The following is an 18,716-nucleotide window of genomic DNA, read 5'->3' on the forward strand; positions in this document are numbered from 1 at the left end:
TTATGGTTGTGGTACTATAGTATACTCGCTTTTTGCTTTTACAATAGTATTAGCCGGGATAGATTGATAGATGAGATTATTGGCGCCAATAATTACGTTGTCGCCAATGGTAACACCCTTTAATATGGTTACGTTGCTGCCTATCCAGCAGTTAGCGCCAACAATTATTGGCGCGGTATTGAAATCTGCTTTTTCAACAGTAAGTTTTCCGTTGATATAACTGTGGGCATGGTTATGGTCGTATATTTTTACGCCTTCGCCAAACATGGTGTTTTCGCCGATGTGTATTTTCTCCAGGCAGTTAATAGAGCAATAGTTATTGATAAATACATTCGTATCAATCGTTAATTCGGCCCCGTCGAAAAGCAAAATGTGGCAATACTTTTTAATGTAAACGTACGGGCCAAACTTAATGCTGAAGTTGCCTGCAGGGAGGTTGGCCGTAAAGTATTCCTCTATCCTTAACCCTTCGGTACCGGTGATATTGGGGTTTTTGTAAATGATGTTCAGTCTGTGTTTTTCATGCAGTAAAAGCAGTCTGTTCACTATTTTAGCCAGGCAATTATTTAACCATGTTTTCATTGCTGAACGGGTTTAGATAATATCTTATCCACTTTAAAAATCAGGCGCACTAAATAATATGACTGCCCTTTTAACTTGTTCATTAAAAAACCGATCAGGTTGCCGGAGGCGTCTTTTGTAATAATCGTGTTTTTGCTGTTTAAATACAAAGCCTCCTTAATTTTACCTGCTTTAATCAGCTGGCAAATAGTAACTTGAACAAAGTTTTTCAATTTTGTTATTTCTGCCGGGGTAAAAAACGCTGCCCTGAAGTTTTTGAGTAAGACGTACGCTTTTGAAAAAGACATTAAGTGAGGATCATTAGACATATTGCTTGTATGCCTGCGGTAATAAAATAGTTTATCAGGCATCCCATAAAAGCCAACATTTTTAGCGGCGAGCCTTAGCCAGTGGTCCCAATCCTCGCAAGCCATTAAGGTTTCATCCTGCAACCCGACCATATCCAAGCAAGGCTTTTTAACTAATACCGATAACACTGGAATGCAATTGCCCTGGTATAATAATTTGTACATTTCGGCACCGCTATAAAAGCCTGAGATGGTTTGGTATGGTAAACTGTCGTTGATATCGTTATTGGTAAAAGTATAACCGCCGGTAAAAACTACACCTGCATCCGGGTATTCCTCCATCGTTTTAACTTGCCTGGCTAACTTTTCGGGTATCCACAGGTCGTCGGCGTCTAAAAAAGCTATCCATTGCCCCGTGGCGATTTTTATACCTGTGTTTCGTGCCGCGCTCAGCTTTTGGTTTGATTGGTTAATCAGCTTTATCCGGGTATCGGCCAAAGTGTATTTGTTAGCGATAGCTTCCGTGCCGTCTGTTGATCCGTCGTTGATGATGATCAACTCCCAGTTAGTATAACTTTGGTCAATAACCGATTGAATAGATTCCTCCAGATACTGCGCCGCGTTATAGGCCGGCATAATAATGGAGATCAGCGGTTCAGGCATTGGCTATTTTGATCCAGTTTTTGGGTATGATATCCGCATCATTAAAATAATCGGTTTTTGCATTGAACCAGTTTTGCGGGGCTATAACTATTTTTTCCTTATCAGGATTTAACCAGGCACCCCACCAGCTAAAACTGCTGTTGGCAATAATGTGGTGCTGGCATTGACTCATCAGGGCCATATCCTGCCAGCTATCGGCACCGGTGTTGTGCTGAACTATGTAATAGTTTTCCAAATCGGCTATTAAATTATCCTTTACCCAATTAGGCTCATCCGAAAAAAAATAAAAATGAGGATCGGTGAGTCTGGATTTGATAGTGCCAACAGCCTGCCGGTAATAGCTTACCGAACAAGTACCGTGTAGTTCGTTAGTCCTTGCCGAACTTGCATAATCGCCCCGACGGATATGAATGCTAACTGTATTTTGCTGTGAGTTTAGTGTATCTGCAATATTTTGAGACTGGCTGTTTAGTGGTTTCCTAAATTCAAAGGCCTCTCTTATTAATCTTTCGTGGCTTTTGAAATAATCATCGCTTTGCCAATAGCCATCAAAGTAAACAGGAGGGGAGAGGTTGAAGACCTCCCGATCTACCTTTAACGAATACTCCCGGTAAACTTGTTTTTTTGTGGTGCCCAACTTAGTTAATACCTTTTGCCAGCGATTAGGATTAGTAAAGCTTTTGATAATTTCGTTGTTAGCTATCTGGATCTTATCCGAAAATAAGCCTAACTCATACTCACGATAAGTTACGTCAGAGCCAGTTTGTTGCGATGCGAAAAACGAAAGATCAAGGTATAATGTACTATTTAACGCTGCCGAACGTGAAAGCCCAAAAGCGTATTGAAACATTTGATTACCCAGGCCGCCTTGTAATTTTACGATGATCAAGCGTGTTTTTTAACAAATGATTTGATATTGTGCAGGTCTTTAAAATGGGCTTTGAGCCAGTCCTCATCTTTATCCCACCATTTAAAGGTTAATAAAAAATCAATCTCTTCTTTTTCAAACCTGTGCCTGATCACTTTCGCCGGTGAGCCAACCACAATGGCATAAGGAGGTACATCTTTAGTTACCACCGCGCCGGCGCCAATAATGGCACCGTCCCCAATTGTCACATCGTCCATAATAATGGCGTTAACACCTATCCAAACATCATTGCCAATGGTGGTTTTACCCATTTCATCAAAGTAATTTTGGTCGGCAAACGTCATGCCGTTTTGTTTATGGGTAGAGAAAAACGCAGGATGTGTGCTGACAAATGTTGAGGATGGGTGTTTACCCAGGCAAATGGCTGCACCCTGCGCAATAGAGCAAAACTTGCCTATGCGGGTGTTCATGATGGTGACGTTTTGGGACAGGAAGGTATAGTCGCCAATGTGGGTGTTGTATAAAAAGCTATTTTGCCCGATTTTACACCAAACTCCCACTGTGCTGCTTTGTAAAGTATAGTTTAATTGTTGCGCCGGGGCATCATGTCCTAATTTTGCAATTAGTCTTTTTATTATCCTTTTTAAATAGTTGGTTCCCGCCATTTAGCTAAGCCTGTTTTGTCTTTTTATTTTATCGAAGATGTTATATCCTCTCAGGTAAACATGATCACAAATAGTATCATAATAAAAAAGGAGTATCCTTTTTAAAACTGTTGTGTGCAGGCTTAACTTTTTTAACCAGCCTAATCTTGATTGACCGATGATTTTAAAATGGCTATACAGGTAATTGCTCCATTTTTTTTGGAGATACTTAATCCCTCCAAAATTCACCCGGACAATGAGCAGGTTTTTCATTTCAGGTTGATATAACTCCTGGAAATAATCCTTAACTGGTGTAAATGTGCAGGTGCGCAATAGCTCAGGCACTATAACTATTTCACCTTTTAATAACACCGACAGGTTAATTAACATATCGCCGGGTAAATCCCCTTTTTTCAAAATCCCAAAAACTTCAGGGGTTCTTAACGCTTCAGTTTTAAATATGGCGTAAAATAGGTTGGCTTTGCCAAAACCTTCAAATTGATTAATGTAGCTTTTTGCGCGTTTTAGGCTATTCGTACTAACAAACTCCTGTAATAAAGGCAAGTGCTGTGGATATATGGGCATCCGGTTATTTGATTCATCAACCTCCATAAAATCGCAAAACCCCATTACCGAGCCTGGATTGGTCAACAGCCGCCCCATGATTTTTTCAATAAAGTCAGGTGCCCACCAGTCATCGTCGGCCGCCCACATAAAATAATCACCATTTGCTTTTTCAAGCAAAAAACCGAAATTGTTATACATGGATAAGCGCTTGGGCTGTTTATAAAAGGTAACCCGGTTATCATTTTCATTATTGACAATCGGTGCGAAATCCAGTGTTTCGTTATAGTCCTGGGAAATAATGATCTCCAGATTTTTGTATGACTGGTTAATCATACACTTTAACGTTTCTTTAAAGCCGGCCTCGCGATTATAGCAACAAATACCAACCGTTACTAAAGGTTGTTTATTGATATCCGCCATCAATTTCAATATCAGTCCGGTTAACCGTGTTGTTATTTATCAGATCCGCAATTGCGATAATTACATCACTTGCTTTAATAAACTCGTTATTGATCATCCTGTCCGCGTGTTTTTGCCTAAAGTCGGGCGTCATATTATTAAACACAGGCGAGTTTTCAACTAATCCCAATGATATAATATTAAAGCGCAGTTGTGGGTATGCATTAGCCAGGCTATGCATTAAACCGGTAAGGCCGGCTTTGGCGCTGGCATAAGCCGGGTCATAGCTCCCCTTTTTTTTAGCTACCGATGATATGAATAATACCAGTGCGCCGTCACTTAATTGATTGGCCAGGCGTTTAATTAACAAAGCAGGGGTTATCAAATTAATTTTTAACATCCGGATAAAATGACCGGCCGTAATATCATTTATGCCAATTGATGGATTTAAACCCTGGAAAAATAAAACTGCCTTGTAGCGGGAGGTTAATTTGGTAACTATCGATTCAATATCATCAGTTTCAAAATCAAAATTAAACTGTTGATTTGCGTCGCTCCTGTAAACTTTTTGTATAGCGTATTCCTGGTTGTATTTTTCAATAAAAGCATTTGCTAAAAAACTATTACCTCCAAAAAGCAGGATACTTTCTTCCATTTACTTAATCATGATGGCTACAATGGCCTGGGCGCCCTTGTTAAATATTTCAGTTACACTGCAACTCGTAAATTCCATCATTTCAGCTATCCTTGTTAGTTTTTGACGGGTATAAGCATTATAGTGAAACTGGCCTTCGCCGTTTTGATTGCCAAAAAAATGCGTAGTAATCATTCCCCAGCGTTGGTCAATACTGCGTCCGTTACCAAAGTAATGGTCAATTGCACCTACCTTATAAAACTCCTTAAACGAGTCTTCGGCTTGTGTAAATTGTTTGCACAGCCATTCAAAATCGGGTGTTTCGGTTATCAATCTACCTCCTGGTTTTAATACCCGTGCGCACTCGCGCCAAAAACGCTCCTCATCTTTAAAACCTACGTGTTCAACCAGGTGTTCAGATAATATTTCATCTGCACTATTGTCATCAAAAGGCAAATTAAATATGTCGTATTTTTCTACCCCCGGATAATCAACATATTTATCAATATTGATATAACCTTCCTTTATGTTTTTACCCGAGCCCAAGTGAAGTTTCATATTTTCGCTCTTTTTAATTTTTGTTTGCCCTGCAATATGTGTTTAATTTCTAATGCCACCTGTATACAGGTAGTAACCTTGCCCGATAGTACCGAGAAATAGTTTTTGATGTCGGGATAGGTTTGCAATTCGGTTATGCGGGCATCATCACTGTTTTCATAAACCAAACGGGTGGTTTTGTTATGACCTGCACGTACAGCATCATTTAAAAATGGCATATACAATGCCGATTGTTTGTAAATGATAGCTTCAGCCTCCCGATCTAAAACAGGGTTGCTGCCGTAACCCGGATTGTTAGCCGATAGTTGTGATTGCGTAACCGACTCCTTTACGTGATATAACAGGAACTCATTTTTTACTTTACCCCGCGGCATTACCGAGCAAAAGGGGCCATCCATAATGGTTAAACCCAAAGCCCGCGATGGGTATTTAAAAACGGGAATGATCACATTCTCGAACAGTAGTTTTTTTTGCCCTACGCCTAAATAACTGTTAATTTGGTTGATGTTTGAATAGGTTGTATTAATAACAACATCATAGTGTTTAACGGTATTGTTAAAACTGGCTTCAAAAGTTTCATCGGGCATTTTTTTTAAATCCGTACAAGTAGTGTTTAAAATCAAGTTGATTTTGGATTTTTTAAGATTTGCCGCGATGATTTTTTTTAGCTTTTCGTAATCCCAAACCGGTTCGGGCACTTTAAAACACTCTTCAATTTTATCGCGCTGCAAAAAATGCTTACCGGGATACTCATTATCATAGCCAATGCCCACATTGTCGCAAAAGTTAATAAATTCTGCCGGGGTAGTTTTACTGCCGGTTTTGGCTATGGCATAGTAATTTGGTAACTGGTGTATAACAGCGCCGCCATAATTAAACAAAAACGACAACAGGCCTTCTATGCTTTGTTCGGCTGTTTGTATACTGCGCAAATAATGGTAGCCCAGGTGTATCCTATTATGGTTAACCCGCGAAGCCAATTGCATAATATCGTTTTCACTTTCCAGCAGATCTATTTGATTGTCTTTACCAGCAAGAGTGGTTGCTGCCGATGTTCCAAAAAGGCCCGCACCTATAATTAAAATCCTCATTAGCCTATATAATTAGCACGCCAGTCAAACACCGGCCTTACAACTCCGCCGTAGCTTCCGGCATAAGCGCCACGGGCCGAATCGCCCTCTTGCGCATCTTTTACAAAAAACGAAATCGCATCCTCATCATAGGCATGTAATTCAAATGGATCGGATGTAATAACCGCCGGGCTGATTTTTATTTTCCCTTCAGAAAAGAAATTTCCGGGTATTAATAATTCGGCTTCGTACTTTCCTTTTTTCCTTACCGAATTACTTTTCCAGTCAGAGTTGATATCATGCGAATCGAATAAACGTACGCCATGCTCATTATGAAAAACAAAAGCGTGGGTTAATTTAACACCATCCTGCAGTACTTCATATTGCATTTTTATAATTACAGGTTTGCGGATATCAACGTATTCGTATACCTCATTATCCCCGTTAAATATACCTGCCGATAAAATACGTGCAACATTATTTCCAGGCGCGTTTCCAACATCCCACTGTTTATAGGCAGTCGATTTTTCATCGGTATCTAAATATGTAGTAATAATTTGCGATGCGGGGCCATGGTCGGCTAACAGGCCGTGTCTTAATAGTAAGGCGGTATTACACAACCGGGTTATCGCATCCATATTATGGCTCACAAATAGTACCGTGCGGCCTTCTTTATTGCTTACATCGCCCATTTTACCCAGGCATTTTTTCTGGAATTCGGCATCGCCAACAGCCAAAACCTCATCTACGATCATGATCTCCGATTCCAAATGTGCCGCCACGGCAAAGGCCAGGCGCACATACATACCCGATGAATACCGTTTTACCGGGGTATCGATATACCGTTCTACGCCCGAAAAATCTACTATCTCGTCAAACTTGCGTTTAATCTCGGCTTTACGCATCCCCAGTATGGCGCCGTTCAGGTAAATGTTCTCCCGCCCGCTTAATTCGGGGTGAAAACCGGTGCCTACTTCCAGCAGACTGGCTATGCGACCTTTTAATTTTACCGATCCGGTGGTAGGGGCTGTAACCCGGCTCAGTATTTTAAGCAATGTGCTTTTACCCGCCCCATTTTGGCCGATGATGCCTACCGCGTCGCCTTGCTCAATATTAAAGTTCAGGTCTTTTAAACTCCAAACTACATCGCTTTCGCCTTTTGCAGCGCGGTTATTCACTTCGCCTATCTTTAAAAAAGGGTCTTCTTTGCCCCGCATTTTTGCCCAAAAGCGTTCCAGGTCGCGGGAGATGGTGCCCGTTCCAATTTCGCCTAACTGGTAAGCTTTAGATAGGTTTTCTACTTTTATTACGGCTGGCATGTGTTATACGGTGTCAATAAAATTGCGTTCAACCCGGTTAAAGGTTATAATGCCTATTAATAATATCACGATAGTGATGATGGTGGTGATGCCTAACGATACCAATGTAAATGTGCCCTGACCTAAAAAACCATAGCGGAAAGCTTCAATAATGGCCGTCATGGGGTTATAGGCTATCAGCCACAGGTATTGCGGGTATTTAACCTGAACAATCGATAAAGGATAAATTACGGTAGTTAAATACATCATTAACTGGATGCCGAATGTGATGAGGAAACCCAAGTCGCGGTATTTTGTGGTCATGGCCGATATGATCATCCCCAGGCCCAAACCTAACATCGCCATCAGCAATAGCAAAAAGGGAAAGAGCAGTAAATAGATATTAGGATGAAGAGCAGTCCCTTTGGCCCAATAAAAGCCGATAATGATAAAAAACAGCAGCATTTGCACCCCAAAACGAATAAGGTTAGATACAACAATGCTTAGGGGAACAATTAACCGTGGAAAGTAAACCTTACCGAAAAGCCCTGCATTAGTGCTAAATACGGTTGAGGTTTTGGTAAGGCAATCGGCAAAGTAATTCCAGGCGGTAATACCGGCTAAATAAAACAGGGGTTGTGGTAAACCATCGGTAGGGATAGCAGCCAGGTTACCAAACACAAATGTATAAATAACAGTAGTAAACAAAGGCTGGATAAAAAACCACAGCGGCCCTAATATGGTCTGCTTGTAAAAGGATACAAAATCGCGCCGTACCAATAGCATCAGCAAATCGCGGTAACGCCAAATATCCTTTAACTTTAAGTCGAGGATATTATTATGCGGGGTTATTTCCAGGTCCCATTCTTCGTGTACGGGTTCCATTAAATCAGCATTTTTTCTAAGTTGTCCTTATAATCTGTCGCGTTAAAATATTGCAGGCACTTGCTTTGCAGGCTGCGCCGGTATTCGGGGGTAAGCGGTATGTTTAAATAACCGGTAATGGCATCCTCCAGTTCGGTCATATTGTCTACGTTAATGGCCTTACCCAGTTCGCCGTTGCGGATAGCATCCAGGCTGCCATCTTCGTTTCCGCAAATTACCGGCAGGCCGCAGGCCAATGCTTCAATAAATACAATACCAAAGCCTTCCTTTTTACTGGGCAATACAAACAGGTCGGCCAGCAGAAAGTGATCTTCCAACTCGGCTTCATCAATAAAACCGGTTACAATTACCTGGTCCTGCACCCGGTGATCGTTAATCAGTTTCCTGATCCGTTTATCCTCCCGTTCATCATATTTACCCGAAAGTACGTATTTGATATCCGGAAAGGTATTTTTCAGAACGCTTACTGCTTTAATCACCTGCTCGTATCCCTTATACTGTTCGGTTGATGCCAGCCGTGTTAAGGTAAAAATAATCTTATTTTTTGCCGATAAGCCATATCTGTCTAACAAATAGCTGGGTTTAGTAAAATGATCGGGCAGTTTAATAGCGGGATCTAACGAGTTATTTAAAACGATGCATTTAGCCGGGTCGACATGATGTACGCCGATCATTTTTTGCCGGGTAAAATTGCTTACGCAGATGATCTTATCGCAAGTACTGAGGATCTGTTTTTTAAATAACCTGAGCGGGCGCCATACCTCAATACCATGTGCAACCAGCCATACCTGGCATTTGGGGTTAAATACTTTAATAATGCAGCCGATAAGGGCCAGGTTAACGTGGCTTAGTATCACTACATCGCTTTGCATGCCTTTAATGGCAGCATCTATTGCAAACACGCCCCTGTTTTTGTTAAAGCCTTTAAAATTGCCTGGTTGTGTGTATTTTTTGTCCAGATCATGGTTATGATCATACCCCGACCATAAACTGAAACCCCAGCGCTTTTTAACCGCTATTTGCTGTATAGCCTGGGCCATGGTACGGCTCATTTTTTGGATTCCGCCCGTAGCGCCGAAAGTTTGGAGGGTAAGCAATAATATGTTTTTAGGCGCGGCCGGTTCGCTGATCAGGTCTAATGATTGCAATTGGTATAAAGCAAATGCCTTTGACCAATGCACTTCATTATTCTGGAAACGTCTAATAACCTTGCGCGCCTGCTTCCCTTTGTAAAAATCAATATGCGCAATTTGCTTATGCGCATGCATCCATTTTTGCAGTGGGAATGAAAAGCCCATTTTAGGCCTGTCCCATATTTGCTTTGGCAGTAAACCGGGGTAGCTGTCAATTAATATTTGCTTCGGCTTATCGTTATTAAATCTAACCGACGGATCAATCCGGTTAACCATTTGCACAAAGTCTTCATCTAAAAAAGGCACCCTTACTTCCAGGCCATGGGCCATACTCATTACATCGGTATCGCGCAGCAATTGGTTTTGCATATACAGGTTGGTTTCAAACCAGGCGGCTTTTTGTATATCGGTTAAATGGCCAAGCTTTAAGGGCATGGCAAATAACACGTCCAATACATGCTGTTCACTAACATTTAAAATTTTAGCGATATCCGCCGGTACAAATAAGCCGCGCAAAAAAAGATATTCGGCCAAGGGGTGATCGTGGGTTAATAAGGCTATCCGCTTTAAAGGCCCAACGCTTAGCCGTGCAACTGCATTTAAAATAAACGATGGGAGCAGTTTGATGTATTTTAAATATTTAATGCGCTTAAATGATGGATACCCGCCAAACAGTTCATCAGCGCCAAGACCAGAGAGTACTGCTTTAAGCCCCTCGTGCCGGGCATATTTGCTGATAAACCAACTATTGATCCCATCCGTAGTAGGCATATCCATGCCGGTAATAATATGGGGCAGGGCCGCTTCAAAATCCTGTTGCTTTACCAGGTGCTGGTAATTTTGGGCGCCCGTTTGCTTAACAATAATATCCTGATAAGTACGCTCATTATAAGCCTGCTCATCAAAAAATATCGAAACTGTTTTAAGGTTTGGCTTTTTATATTGAGTAGCCAGCAGGGTGATCAGGCTCGAATCTATCCCACCGCTTAAAAACACACCAATTGAGGCATCTGCTAAAAGCTGGCGTTTAATGGTTTTATCCAGCTGGGTATTGATGCCTTTGTGTGCTTCGTCGGCAGTGTGTATTTCAATTGCGCCATCATCTGTTAAATAGTAGGGGAGTATTGCATAACTGCCGTTTTGATGCTCCCATTTTAAAAAATGTCCTTTAGGCAGGCTAAGCACATTTTTTAGCGTGGTGTATGGTTCGGGGATATGGCCAAAAGCTAAAAAACGTATCGGCCAATTTTCATCAGGCTGTGTGGCTATACCGGCCATTTTTAAAGCTTTAACTTCTGATGCAAAACTGATCCCGGTATTATCCGTATAATAATATAAGGGTTTAATACCCGATGTATCGCGCACCAGGTAAGTAAGGGCCTGTTCGGTATCGTGCAGCGCGAAGGCAAACATGCCGCGTAAACGGGCAAAGGCAGCGGTACCCCAGTTGATATAAGCTTGTATAATAACTTCGGTATCGCTATCCGAATGAAAGGCCGCCCCGGCGTTTAACAACTCTTCTTTTAGTTCGGGGTAATTGTATATCTCGCCATTAAAGGTTATCCATACCTTTTGTTGTATATCTGCCATAGGCTGGTGCCCGTTGGCTGTAAGATCAATAATTGATAACCTGCGATGCCCGAATACTAATCCATGTAATGGCGCCTGGTATATCCCTTCATCATCGGGGCCGCCATGCGCCAAAGCCTGGCACATGTTGCGTGTTTTTTGCAGCAATTCATCCTGCGGAATTTTAGTAGATATAATACCTGCTATACGGCACATAGTTTATAGTTGGTCCGGGCACAGCTTCGCCCCGTAAGTCACATTTTAAGTTTGTAACTTATTGAATATCAGATTGTTAAATAAACTGATATTAATCAGGATTTGTAAATGATCAAACCCTTTCTATTAATGACGCCCCGGCATGTATAATGATGGAGCAGCCAATGCTTTCAAATCGTAACGCTAATTGTTTTTGTGAGCGGTAAGCAACCACTTCACCTTCAAGATCCTTAAGCGGACCGGCCTTAATGCGCACCCTTTCGCCCGGCTGCAAATCTTCTTCGGTAATTTCAACATCAAGGGAACTGGCCAATACCAGCTTCAAAGTATCTATCTGCCTTTCGGGCATGGATGCTATTTTGCCCGAGAAATAAATAAATCTTGCAATACCTTTAGTCATCAGCACCTCGGTTTGTTCGCCGGGTTTAATATGTACAAAAAGGTACGATTTTATAAATGGTTCGTCAATCCATTTTTTCCGGTCGCTCCACTGTTTTAATGTTTTGCGCAAAGGCAAATAAGTAGTTATGCCTTTTTTAACTAATGCCTCATAAGCTTTTTTTTCGGCACGGGGATTTGTATAAACAGGATACCACTGGTTTGTATGATGATTAAGCCCTAAAGCCATGTTTATTATAGTTTAAACCAGCGTTTAATATTCCACCACTTCTTCTCCTCGTCATCTACATAATACCCCGAACCGGTATAGCCCGAATAATCAGAGTAGTAATAATACCGGGTACCATAACCTTCGCCGGTAAACCTGGTGGTGTAGTAACGCGAATGCAGCAGGTCTTCTTCAAAAGCATTCAGTACAATTACGGTATTATCTAAATGGTATTCCTGCGCGATGCGCTGTGGTACGGTTGCCGCGTAATATTTTGATTTGCCCGATCGTATAACAAAAACATTGATATCACTTACCCGGATAAGCGGAATAGAATCTGATACCAGGCCAATAGGAGCGGTATCAATTACGATGATATCATATTTAGTTTTTAATTCGGCTATCAGCTCATTCATCTTATGCGAGTGCAGCAGTTCGGAAGGGTTGGGGGGCACCGGGCCCGAAATAATAAAATCCAGGTTCTCTACCTCCGAATGATGGATAATATCGGTACTTGCCGCCTGGTTAGCCAGGTAATTACTTAAGCCGATATCGTTAGGTATGCCAAACGTTTTATGTATGCGCGAACGGCGCAGGTCGGCGCCTATAAGTACTACCTTTTTATTAATTAAGGCCAATGTACTGGATAGGTTTACCGCCACAAATGATTTTCCTTCGCCGGCAACTTCAGATGTGATACAAATAACCTTGCTTTCTTTTTCTGATGCCAGGAAATTTAAGTTAGTACGTACCGACCGTACCGATTCGGCAAAAATAGATCGTGGTTTACTTAATGCCAGCAATTCCGAATTGTTTTCATCAAGTGATGCCGGAAATTTACGGATAACACCGATTATCGGGATAGTGGTAAGGCTTTCAACGGTTTCCTTATCATAAATATAAGGGTTAAGCATGCGTATTAATATAATGATAGCTAAGCCCGATACTAAACCAATAATCAAGGCATTTCGGTTTATTTCCTGTTCGTTGGGGCCAATTGGGCCAAAATTAGGCTGTGCACGGTCGACAATTGAAGCGCCGGGCAAAATTGCCGAACTACTGATCTGGGCATCAATTTTCTTTTCAGATAAAAAGGCGTATACTTTTTCATTGATCTCAAAATCGCGCTGCAGGCTGATCATATCGCGCTCTGCAACAGGTAAAACAGCTATTTGCTGATTAACCGTGTTTGATTGGGCATCCAAATAGGCCAGGTTTTTTTGAATGGTTTCCCTTGTCGAATTAACATTGGCAAGCGCCGCGCTTTTAATTTGGATAATCTGGGCGTTAATGTCCCTTATGGGTTTTGAGTTGTTGTTATAGATTTTAAGCAGCGTGTTTCTTTCGGTCAATGCGTTGTTAAATGATGCGATGATACCGTTCAACAGGGGGTCGAGCGAGCCCGAGAGATCAAAATTGATATTGATATTATCCTTTTCCCTGATCAGTTTTTCCTTCAGCTGGTCAATGGCCATCAGCTGTATCTTGAGTAAAGACCGTTGCGATTCGATCTCTTTTGATTTGGACATCACAGCATCCGATGCCGTGCTTACATTTATTATTTTGTTCTTCTGCTTGTATTGCTGTAAGGATCTTTCCGAACTTTTTACCGAATCTGAAAGAAAATCGAGTTGTTTATCAATAAACTTAATGATCTGCAACGCCGATTTGGTTTTTTGTTCCCTGTCATACAACAGGTATTCGTCCATTATCTTATTTAGTATATCGGCGGCAAATACGGGGTTAAGGTCTGTTTGCGATAATGAAATAATGTTTGAATTTTTCATGATCTCGCCGGTATGCAGGCCTCCTTTCACCCTGCCCAAAAAATTCTCGGGCGAGTTGAAATTGAATATATAAATGGTATTGCTACTTAATTCGCCGGGGTACTTAATCGTAAAAGTTGTGGGGCCGATAGTTACCGGGTTATTATACACGTAATTTTTTTGAATGGTTTTATTCCCCTCCTTATAAGATAAATTAAACGTGTTTTTATTTACTGCTTTAAATGTTAGCTGATCGCGAAAAAAGTTGGTGCTATCCAGGCTGATAAATTGGATATCCAATGGCTTTTGTGGATAAGTTTCGGTAGTGCGCACCCTGCCCGACAGGTAGAAGCTGATCCGGTAATCAATTTTTCTGATGGCCCTAAGCAGTAACTGGCTGCTTTGTATTACGTACTGTTCGCTTTGTATCCTGTTCCTGTCGTTAGCAATTATACCGCCTGCCCCCAGGTCGGCTAATTCCGATTTCTTTTCTTCAAATTTTAAGGTAGCGCTTGTTTGATACGTTTTTGGGGTTACCCACAAATAAAATTTGGCGTAACCCATGCATATTAAAACCATGCCGGCCACCCAATACCAGCGGCTTAACAGGATCTTACCTATTTTAAAGTAATCAATTTCCTGATTAGGTAATTTTTTCTGGAACTTATCTGTCTCCTGCTGCATCTACCTGAAAAGCGAGTAAATAATTAACGCTGTGTTAAAAATAAGCACCGACGGCTGTATAAGTGTGGTGAAGTTTTGCAGTTTATCATCACGTACGGCACGTTTGTTTTGCGCAATGTATACAATATCGTTATCCTGCAAAATAATCTTTGGGTCGTTTAATATATTAATATTACTTAAGTCAACCCATATCGTTTTGGGGCCATCTTTATCGCTGCGTATTATTTTTATATTTTTTTCATCGGCAGCAGTACTTAAGCCGCCGGCCTGGCCAATAACATCTATCAAAGTGGTTTTTTCTTTAACCAAATTAAAATTACCCTGACTTTTTATCTCGCCCAAAACGGTTACTTTCAGGTTTAATATTTTTAGTTCGATAATCGGGTTCTTTAAAAGAGAATCGCGATACAGGCCTTCTATTTTATTAGCCGCTTCATAACGGGTTAAGCCGGCTACAGGTACATGCCCGATAATTGGAAGCGTAACCCTGCCATCTTCTTCAACCTGAAATGTTTGCGGTGCCGGTTCTGCCCCGCCTTCGTTAGCAAATGCTTTATAGTTTTGCAGGTTCCTGATCTGCAAAATATCATCTGTTTTAATACGATATACCGATGGGGGGGCTTGTTGCGTGCTACTGGCTGCTTGTTCGGGCGATTTTTGCTCAAAAAGCGCGTGTTGCTGTTTATATGAGCAGGAATATAATAATAAACAAATTAGTGCTGTAAAATACAGGTGTTTAAAACGCATAGTATTAATTGGTACAATTGTTTAACTAATTAAACAAAGAATTTCAAAAATAGCATATTTTTGTATAAATAAGTATATTTTGCAGCAGTGAACACCGTAAAAATATCATTAATAACTGTAACTTTTAATGCTGCCGATACTATTGAAAACTGTATTAGTTCTGTTATTGAGCAATCGTACTCTAATTTAGAGTATATTATTATCGACGGCGGATCATCAGATACAACCCTTGCCATTATTAATAAATATAAAAAATATATCCATCAAATTGTTTCCGAGCCAGATACAGGTATATATGATGCTATGAATAAAGGTATTAAATTAGCAACCGGCGATGTGATAGGTATATTGAATGCCGATGATTGTTTTGCTGATGGTCATGTGCTGAATGCGATAAACCAGGCATTCGGCCCGGCAGATACCGATATTATTTATGGCGATATTAATTATATAAATAAACAGGGCAAAATCATCCGGAAATGGCACTCGGGAGCCTACAAACAGGGCAAATTTAACTGGGGCTGGATGCCTCCTCACCCCTCTTTCTATGCCAGGCGGGTGCTTTTTGAGCAGTGGGGAATGTACCGCCTGCAATATGGCAGCGCTACCGATTACGAACTGATGCTGCGCTTTATACATACGCATAAAGCAAAAGTATTTTATATTAACAAAGTACTGGTAAAAATGCTTATTGGCGGGGTGAGTAATAAAAACATAAGTAATAGGATCAAAGCATGGCAAAACGATTATAAAGCCATGGTTAATAATGGGTTATTGTTTCCCTGTTTTGCTATAATATGGAAACCGTTTCGTAAAATTATTCAGTATATCAGGTAATTATATTTGCTAACTTTGGGGCCATATATCTGTCCCTAACATTTATATATATATTGATTAATGTCGGAATTCTTACATAATCATCAGTTTGTTTATTACACACTGATATTAGTATTATCAATCCTGATTACTTTGCAGGCTATACCATCTATCCTGCATGTGGCCCGTACCCGTCATCTGTATGATGACCTGGGGCATTTCAGGAAACAGCACGATCACGGCATCCCGCGCCTGGGTGGCGTGGCTATTTTTGTCAGTTTTATTATCACATTATTACTTTTTTGCGTAACAGGTAAGGAATTGCCCCTTAATTACCTGCTTACCGCGTGCGTTATCCTGTTTGCAATGGGGGTAAAGGACGATCTGTCGGGCGTTAACCCAAGCACCAAGTTTTTTATACAATTTGTGGTAAGCGCTGTTTTAGTAGTACCGGGTAATATACGTTTAACCAGCATGTATGGTGTATTAGGTGTTTATACACTCCCCTATATAGCCAGTGCCATTTTTACGATACTAACTATTATGATGATCATCAATGCCTTTAATTTAATTGATGGTATTGATGGCCTGGCGGGCACAACCGGAGTTATTGTAAACAGCGCTTTCGCTACCCTGTTTATTTATATCCACCAATATGAGCTGGCCAGCGTTTGCCTGGCCATGGTAGGGGCGTTGTTAGGGTTTTTGCGCTACAACCTTACACCTGCAAAAATATTTATGGGCGATACCGGGTCGCTGCTTATTGGTTTGGTATCGATAGTGATGGCTATAGAATTTATAGAAGTAAACAGCCCCTCACGTTATAATGCCAACTTGCCGCACATCTATTCGGTACCGGCGTTGGCTATAGCCATCCTGATCGGGCCCATATTTGATACTTTCAGGATATTTGCTATCCGTATCCTTAATAAAAAGTCGCCTTTTCATGCCGATAGGAACCATGTTCATCACCGCATATTACGTTTAGGGTTTAACCATATGCAAACTACGTTAATATTGGCCGGCGTTAATATTATCAGCATCGCGTTAGCTTTATTATTCAGTGGTTTTGGCAGTACCGTAATGATCGTGGTTATTGGCGTAGCTTCCTTATTATTTAACTGGCTTATCACCTTTTGTGTAAGATGTAAGGAGCGCGAGCAGATTTCGCTGCGCTACTTCTTTGTTTAAGCGTCATCTTTAATTTCCTCATAGGCGCATTGAATTAGCCGCTTTCTTATTTTTAACTAGATTTGCACGCTTAAATGATCAATGAATGCGAATAGCAATTAATGGATTTGGACGTATAGGGCGTATATTTTTAAGGAATATCCTGTTAAAGCCGGGTATTCAGGTAGTAGCCATTAATGATTTGGCCGATACCCCAACCATGGCCCATTTGTTTAAGTACGATTCGGTTCACCGCGGCTTTAAAGGTACGGTAAGCGCCGGCGATGGTCGCCTGCTGGTAAACGGCATAGCTATAAAAACCTTATCTGTAAAAGACCCATCGCAACTGCCATGGAAGGAGTTGGATATCGACCTGGTGATAGAATCTACCGGTAAATATACCACCCGCGCGGGCGCAACCCAGCATTTAACCGCCGGCGCCAGGCAAGTGATCATTTCGGCGCCATCGCCAGATCGGGATATCCCAACCACCGTATTAGGTGTAAATGATGACGAAGCGCACCTGCGGGCGCCTATTATTTCAAACGCGTCGTGCACCACCAACAACGTGGCGGCTATGATCAAGGTATTGGATGCAAACTGGGGTATTGTAGATGGTTATATTACCACGGTGCACTCTATGACCGGCGATCAAAACCTGCATGATGCCCCGCATAAAGACCTGCGCAGGGCACGCGCGGCATCAGGGTCAATTATCCCAACTACAACAGGTGCGGCTAAGGCTATTACCTCTATATTCCCGCATTTGGATGGCAAGTTGGGAGGGGCGGGTATCCGCGTGCCGGTATTAAACGGTTCGCTGACAGATTTTACCTGCAGCCTTAAAACCATGCCCACAGTGGCCGAAATAAATGCCGCCTTTAAAGCTGCTGCAAATGGCCCCATGAAAAATATTTTAGAGTATACCGAAGACCCTATCGTATCTACCGATATATTGGATAATCCGCATAGCTGTATTTTTGATGCATTACTTACTTCGGTTGTAGGCGGGCTGGTAAAAGTGGTTGGCTGGTATGATAACGAAGTAGGTTACGCTAACCGCCTGGCCGATTTGGTGGAAGAAATTAAAGATTTAAAATGATCCGATTTATAGAAGTAGAGGAACTGTTACCCATTCGTAACGAAGTATTGCGCGAAGGCCGGCTAAAATTGGATGAATGCCGTTTTCCCGGCGATAAAAATGAAGGTGCGTTCCATTTGGGCTATTACGTAAAAGGCGAACTGGCTTGTATCGCCTCCTTCCATCTGCAAACCTATAAAAACTATCCGGGCAAGGCTTATCAGTTGCGCGGCATGGCTACTACGCTAAAATACCGCAGCCAGGGCCTGGGCAATCAGCTGGTTAACTTTGCTATTGTTTACCTGCGTGGCCAAAAAGTAAATTATGTTTGGTGTAATGCCCGTAAAAAGGCTGCCATGTTTTATAAAAACCTGGGTTTCGAGATTATTTCGGACGAATTTGAAGTGCCCAACATTGGTCCGCATTACGTAATGTATGTTAAGATATCTTGAAGTTTTTAGCCTAATCAAAC

The 18,716-nt window shown here is 41.5% G+C and carries 18 protein-coding genes; 4 read left to right on the plus strand and 14 right to left on the minus strand.

What is annotated here, in order from left to right; all coding sequences use genetic code 11:
* From AC07M6_RS00530 to AC07M6_RS00595, 14 genes are all read right to left on the minus strand, one after another.
* Positions 1 to 582, minus strand: coding sequence for an acyltransferase (locus AC07M6_RS00530; protein ID WP_494886676.1), 582 nt, complete (start codon positions 580 to 582; stop codon positions 1 to 3).
* The gene (locus AC07M6_RS00535) at positions 579 to 1,532 is read right to left on the minus strand and encodes a glycosyltransferase family 2 protein (protein ID WP_494886678.1); all 954 of its coding nucleotides are present in this window, start codon (positions 1,530 to 1,532) and stop codon (positions 579 to 581) included. Before AC07M6_RS00535 ends, AC07M6_RS00530 begins: the two co-directional genes overlap by 4 nt.
* Positions 1,525 to 2,421: an alpha-1,2-fucosyltransferase gene (locus AC07M6_RS00540; RefSeq protein WP_494886679.1), complete on the minus strand. Its 897-nt coding sequence runs from the start codon at positions 2,419 to 2,421 to the stop codon at positions 1,525 to 1,527. The genes AC07M6_RS00535 and AC07M6_RS00540 overlap by 8 nt, the downstream gene beginning before the upstream one ends.
* Positions 2,418 to 3,065 carry a CatB-related O-acetyltransferase gene (locus tag AC07M6_RS00545; RefSeq protein ID WP_494886680.1) on the minus strand — a complete coding sequence of 216 codons (648 nt, stop codon included), beginning with the start codon at positions 3,063 to 3,065 and terminating at the stop codon, positions 2,418 to 2,420. Before AC07M6_RS00545 ends, AC07M6_RS00540 begins: the two co-directional genes overlap by 4 nt.
* Positions 3,066 to 4,031: a glycosyltransferase family A protein gene (locus AC07M6_RS00550; RefSeq protein WP_494886682.1), complete on the minus strand. Its 966-nt coding sequence runs from the start codon at positions 4,029 to 4,031 to the stop codon at positions 3,066 to 3,068.
* Positions 4,015 to 4,665: an SDR family oxidoreductase gene (locus AC07M6_RS00555; protein WP_494886684.1), complete on the minus strand. Its 651-nt coding sequence runs from the start codon at positions 4,663 to 4,665 to the stop codon at positions 4,015 to 4,017. The genes AC07M6_RS00550 and AC07M6_RS00555 overlap by 17 nt, the downstream gene beginning before the upstream one ends.
* The gene (locus AC07M6_RS00560; protein ID WP_494886685.1) at positions 4,666 to 5,202 is read right to left on the minus strand and encodes a class I SAM-dependent methyltransferase; all 537 of its coding nucleotides are present in this window, start codon (positions 5,200 to 5,202) and stop codon (positions 4,666 to 4,668) included.
* Entirely contained in the window at positions 5,199 to 6,293 is a 1,095-nt protein-coding gene (locus AC07M6_RS00565) for an FAD-dependent oxidoreductase (RefSeq protein ID WP_494886687.1), read from the minus strand. The genes AC07M6_RS00560 and AC07M6_RS00565 overlap by 4 nt, the downstream gene beginning before the upstream one ends.
* Entirely contained in the window at positions 6,293 to 7,591 is a 1,299-nt protein-coding gene (locus AC07M6_RS00570; protein ID WP_494886688.1) for an ABC transporter ATP-binding protein, read from the minus strand. The genes AC07M6_RS00565 and AC07M6_RS00570 overlap by 1 nt, the downstream gene beginning before the upstream one ends.
* 3 nt (positions 7,592 to 7,594) lie before the next feature.
* Positions 7,595 to 8,455: an ABC transporter permease gene (locus AC07M6_RS00575; RefSeq protein WP_494886689.1), complete on the minus strand. Its 861-nt coding sequence runs from the start codon at positions 8,453 to 8,455 to the stop codon at positions 7,595 to 7,597.
* Positions 8,455 to 11,373 carry an asparagine synthase (glutamine-hydrolyzing) gene (gene asnB / locus AC07M6_RS00580; RefSeq protein ID WP_494886690.1) on the minus strand — a complete coding sequence of 973 codons (2,919 nt, stop codon included), beginning with the start codon at positions 11,371 to 11,373 and terminating at the stop codon, positions 8,455 to 8,457. Before asnB ends, AC07M6_RS00575 begins: the two co-directional genes overlap by 1 nt.
* A 112-nt stretch (positions 11,374 to 11,485) precedes the next feature.
* On the minus strand, positions 11,486 to 12,001 hold the full coding sequence (locus AC07M6_RS00585; RefSeq protein WP_494886692.1) for a UpxY family transcription antiterminator: 516 nt from the start codon (positions 11,999 to 12,001) through the stop codon (positions 11,486 to 11,488).
* Positions 12,002 to 12,006: 5 nt separating this feature from the next.
* Complete coding sequence (locus AC07M6_RS00590) at positions 12,007 to 14,430, minus strand: GumC family protein (RefSeq protein ID WP_494886693.1); 2,424 nt, start codon at positions 14,428 to 14,430, stop codon at positions 12,007 to 12,009.
* Positions 14,431 to 15,177 (minus strand): polysaccharide biosynthesis/export family protein, encoded by a 747-nt coding sequence (locus tag AC07M6_RS00595; RefSeq protein WP_494886694.1) that lies wholly within the window; start codon positions 15,175 to 15,177, stop codon positions 14,431 to 14,433.
* Between the two features lie 87 nt (positions 15,178 to 15,264).
* Between AC07M6_RS00595 and AC07M6_RS00600 the strand changes: the two genes are divergently transcribed.
* The 4 genes from AC07M6_RS00600 to AC07M6_RS00615 all read left to right on the plus strand — a co-directional run bounded on the left by AC07M6_RS00600 (position 15,265) and on the right by AC07M6_RS00615 (position 18,696).
* The gene (locus AC07M6_RS00600) at positions 15,265 to 16,014 is read left to right on the plus strand and encodes a glycosyltransferase family 2 protein (protein ID WP_494886695.1); all 750 of its coding nucleotides are present in this window, start codon (positions 15,265 to 15,267) and stop codon (positions 16,012 to 16,014) included.
* 60 nt (positions 16,015 to 16,074) lie between these two features.
* Complete coding sequence (locus AC07M6_RS00605) at positions 16,075 to 17,184, plus strand: MraY family glycosyltransferase (protein WP_494886697.1); 1,110 nt, start codon at positions 16,075 to 16,077, stop codon at positions 17,182 to 17,184.
* 85 nt (positions 17,185 to 17,269) lie between these two features.
* Positions 17,270 to 18,265 carry a type I glyceraldehyde-3-phosphate dehydrogenase gene (gap, locus tag AC07M6_RS00610; protein ID WP_494886699.1) on the plus strand — a complete coding sequence of 332 codons (996 nt, stop codon included), beginning with the start codon at positions 17,270 to 17,272 and terminating at the stop codon, positions 18,263 to 18,265.
* Positions 18,262 to 18,696 carry a GNAT family N-acetyltransferase gene (locus tag AC07M6_RS00615; RefSeq protein WP_494886700.1) on the plus strand — a complete coding sequence of 145 codons (435 nt, stop codon included), beginning with the start codon at positions 18,262 to 18,264 and terminating at the stop codon, positions 18,694 to 18,696. Before gap ends, AC07M6_RS00615 begins: the two co-directional genes overlap by 4 nt.
* Positions 18,697 to 18,716 lie beyond the last annotated feature (20 nt).

Source organism: Mucilaginibacter sp. GW821-FHT07H05, from assembly GCF_059418485.1.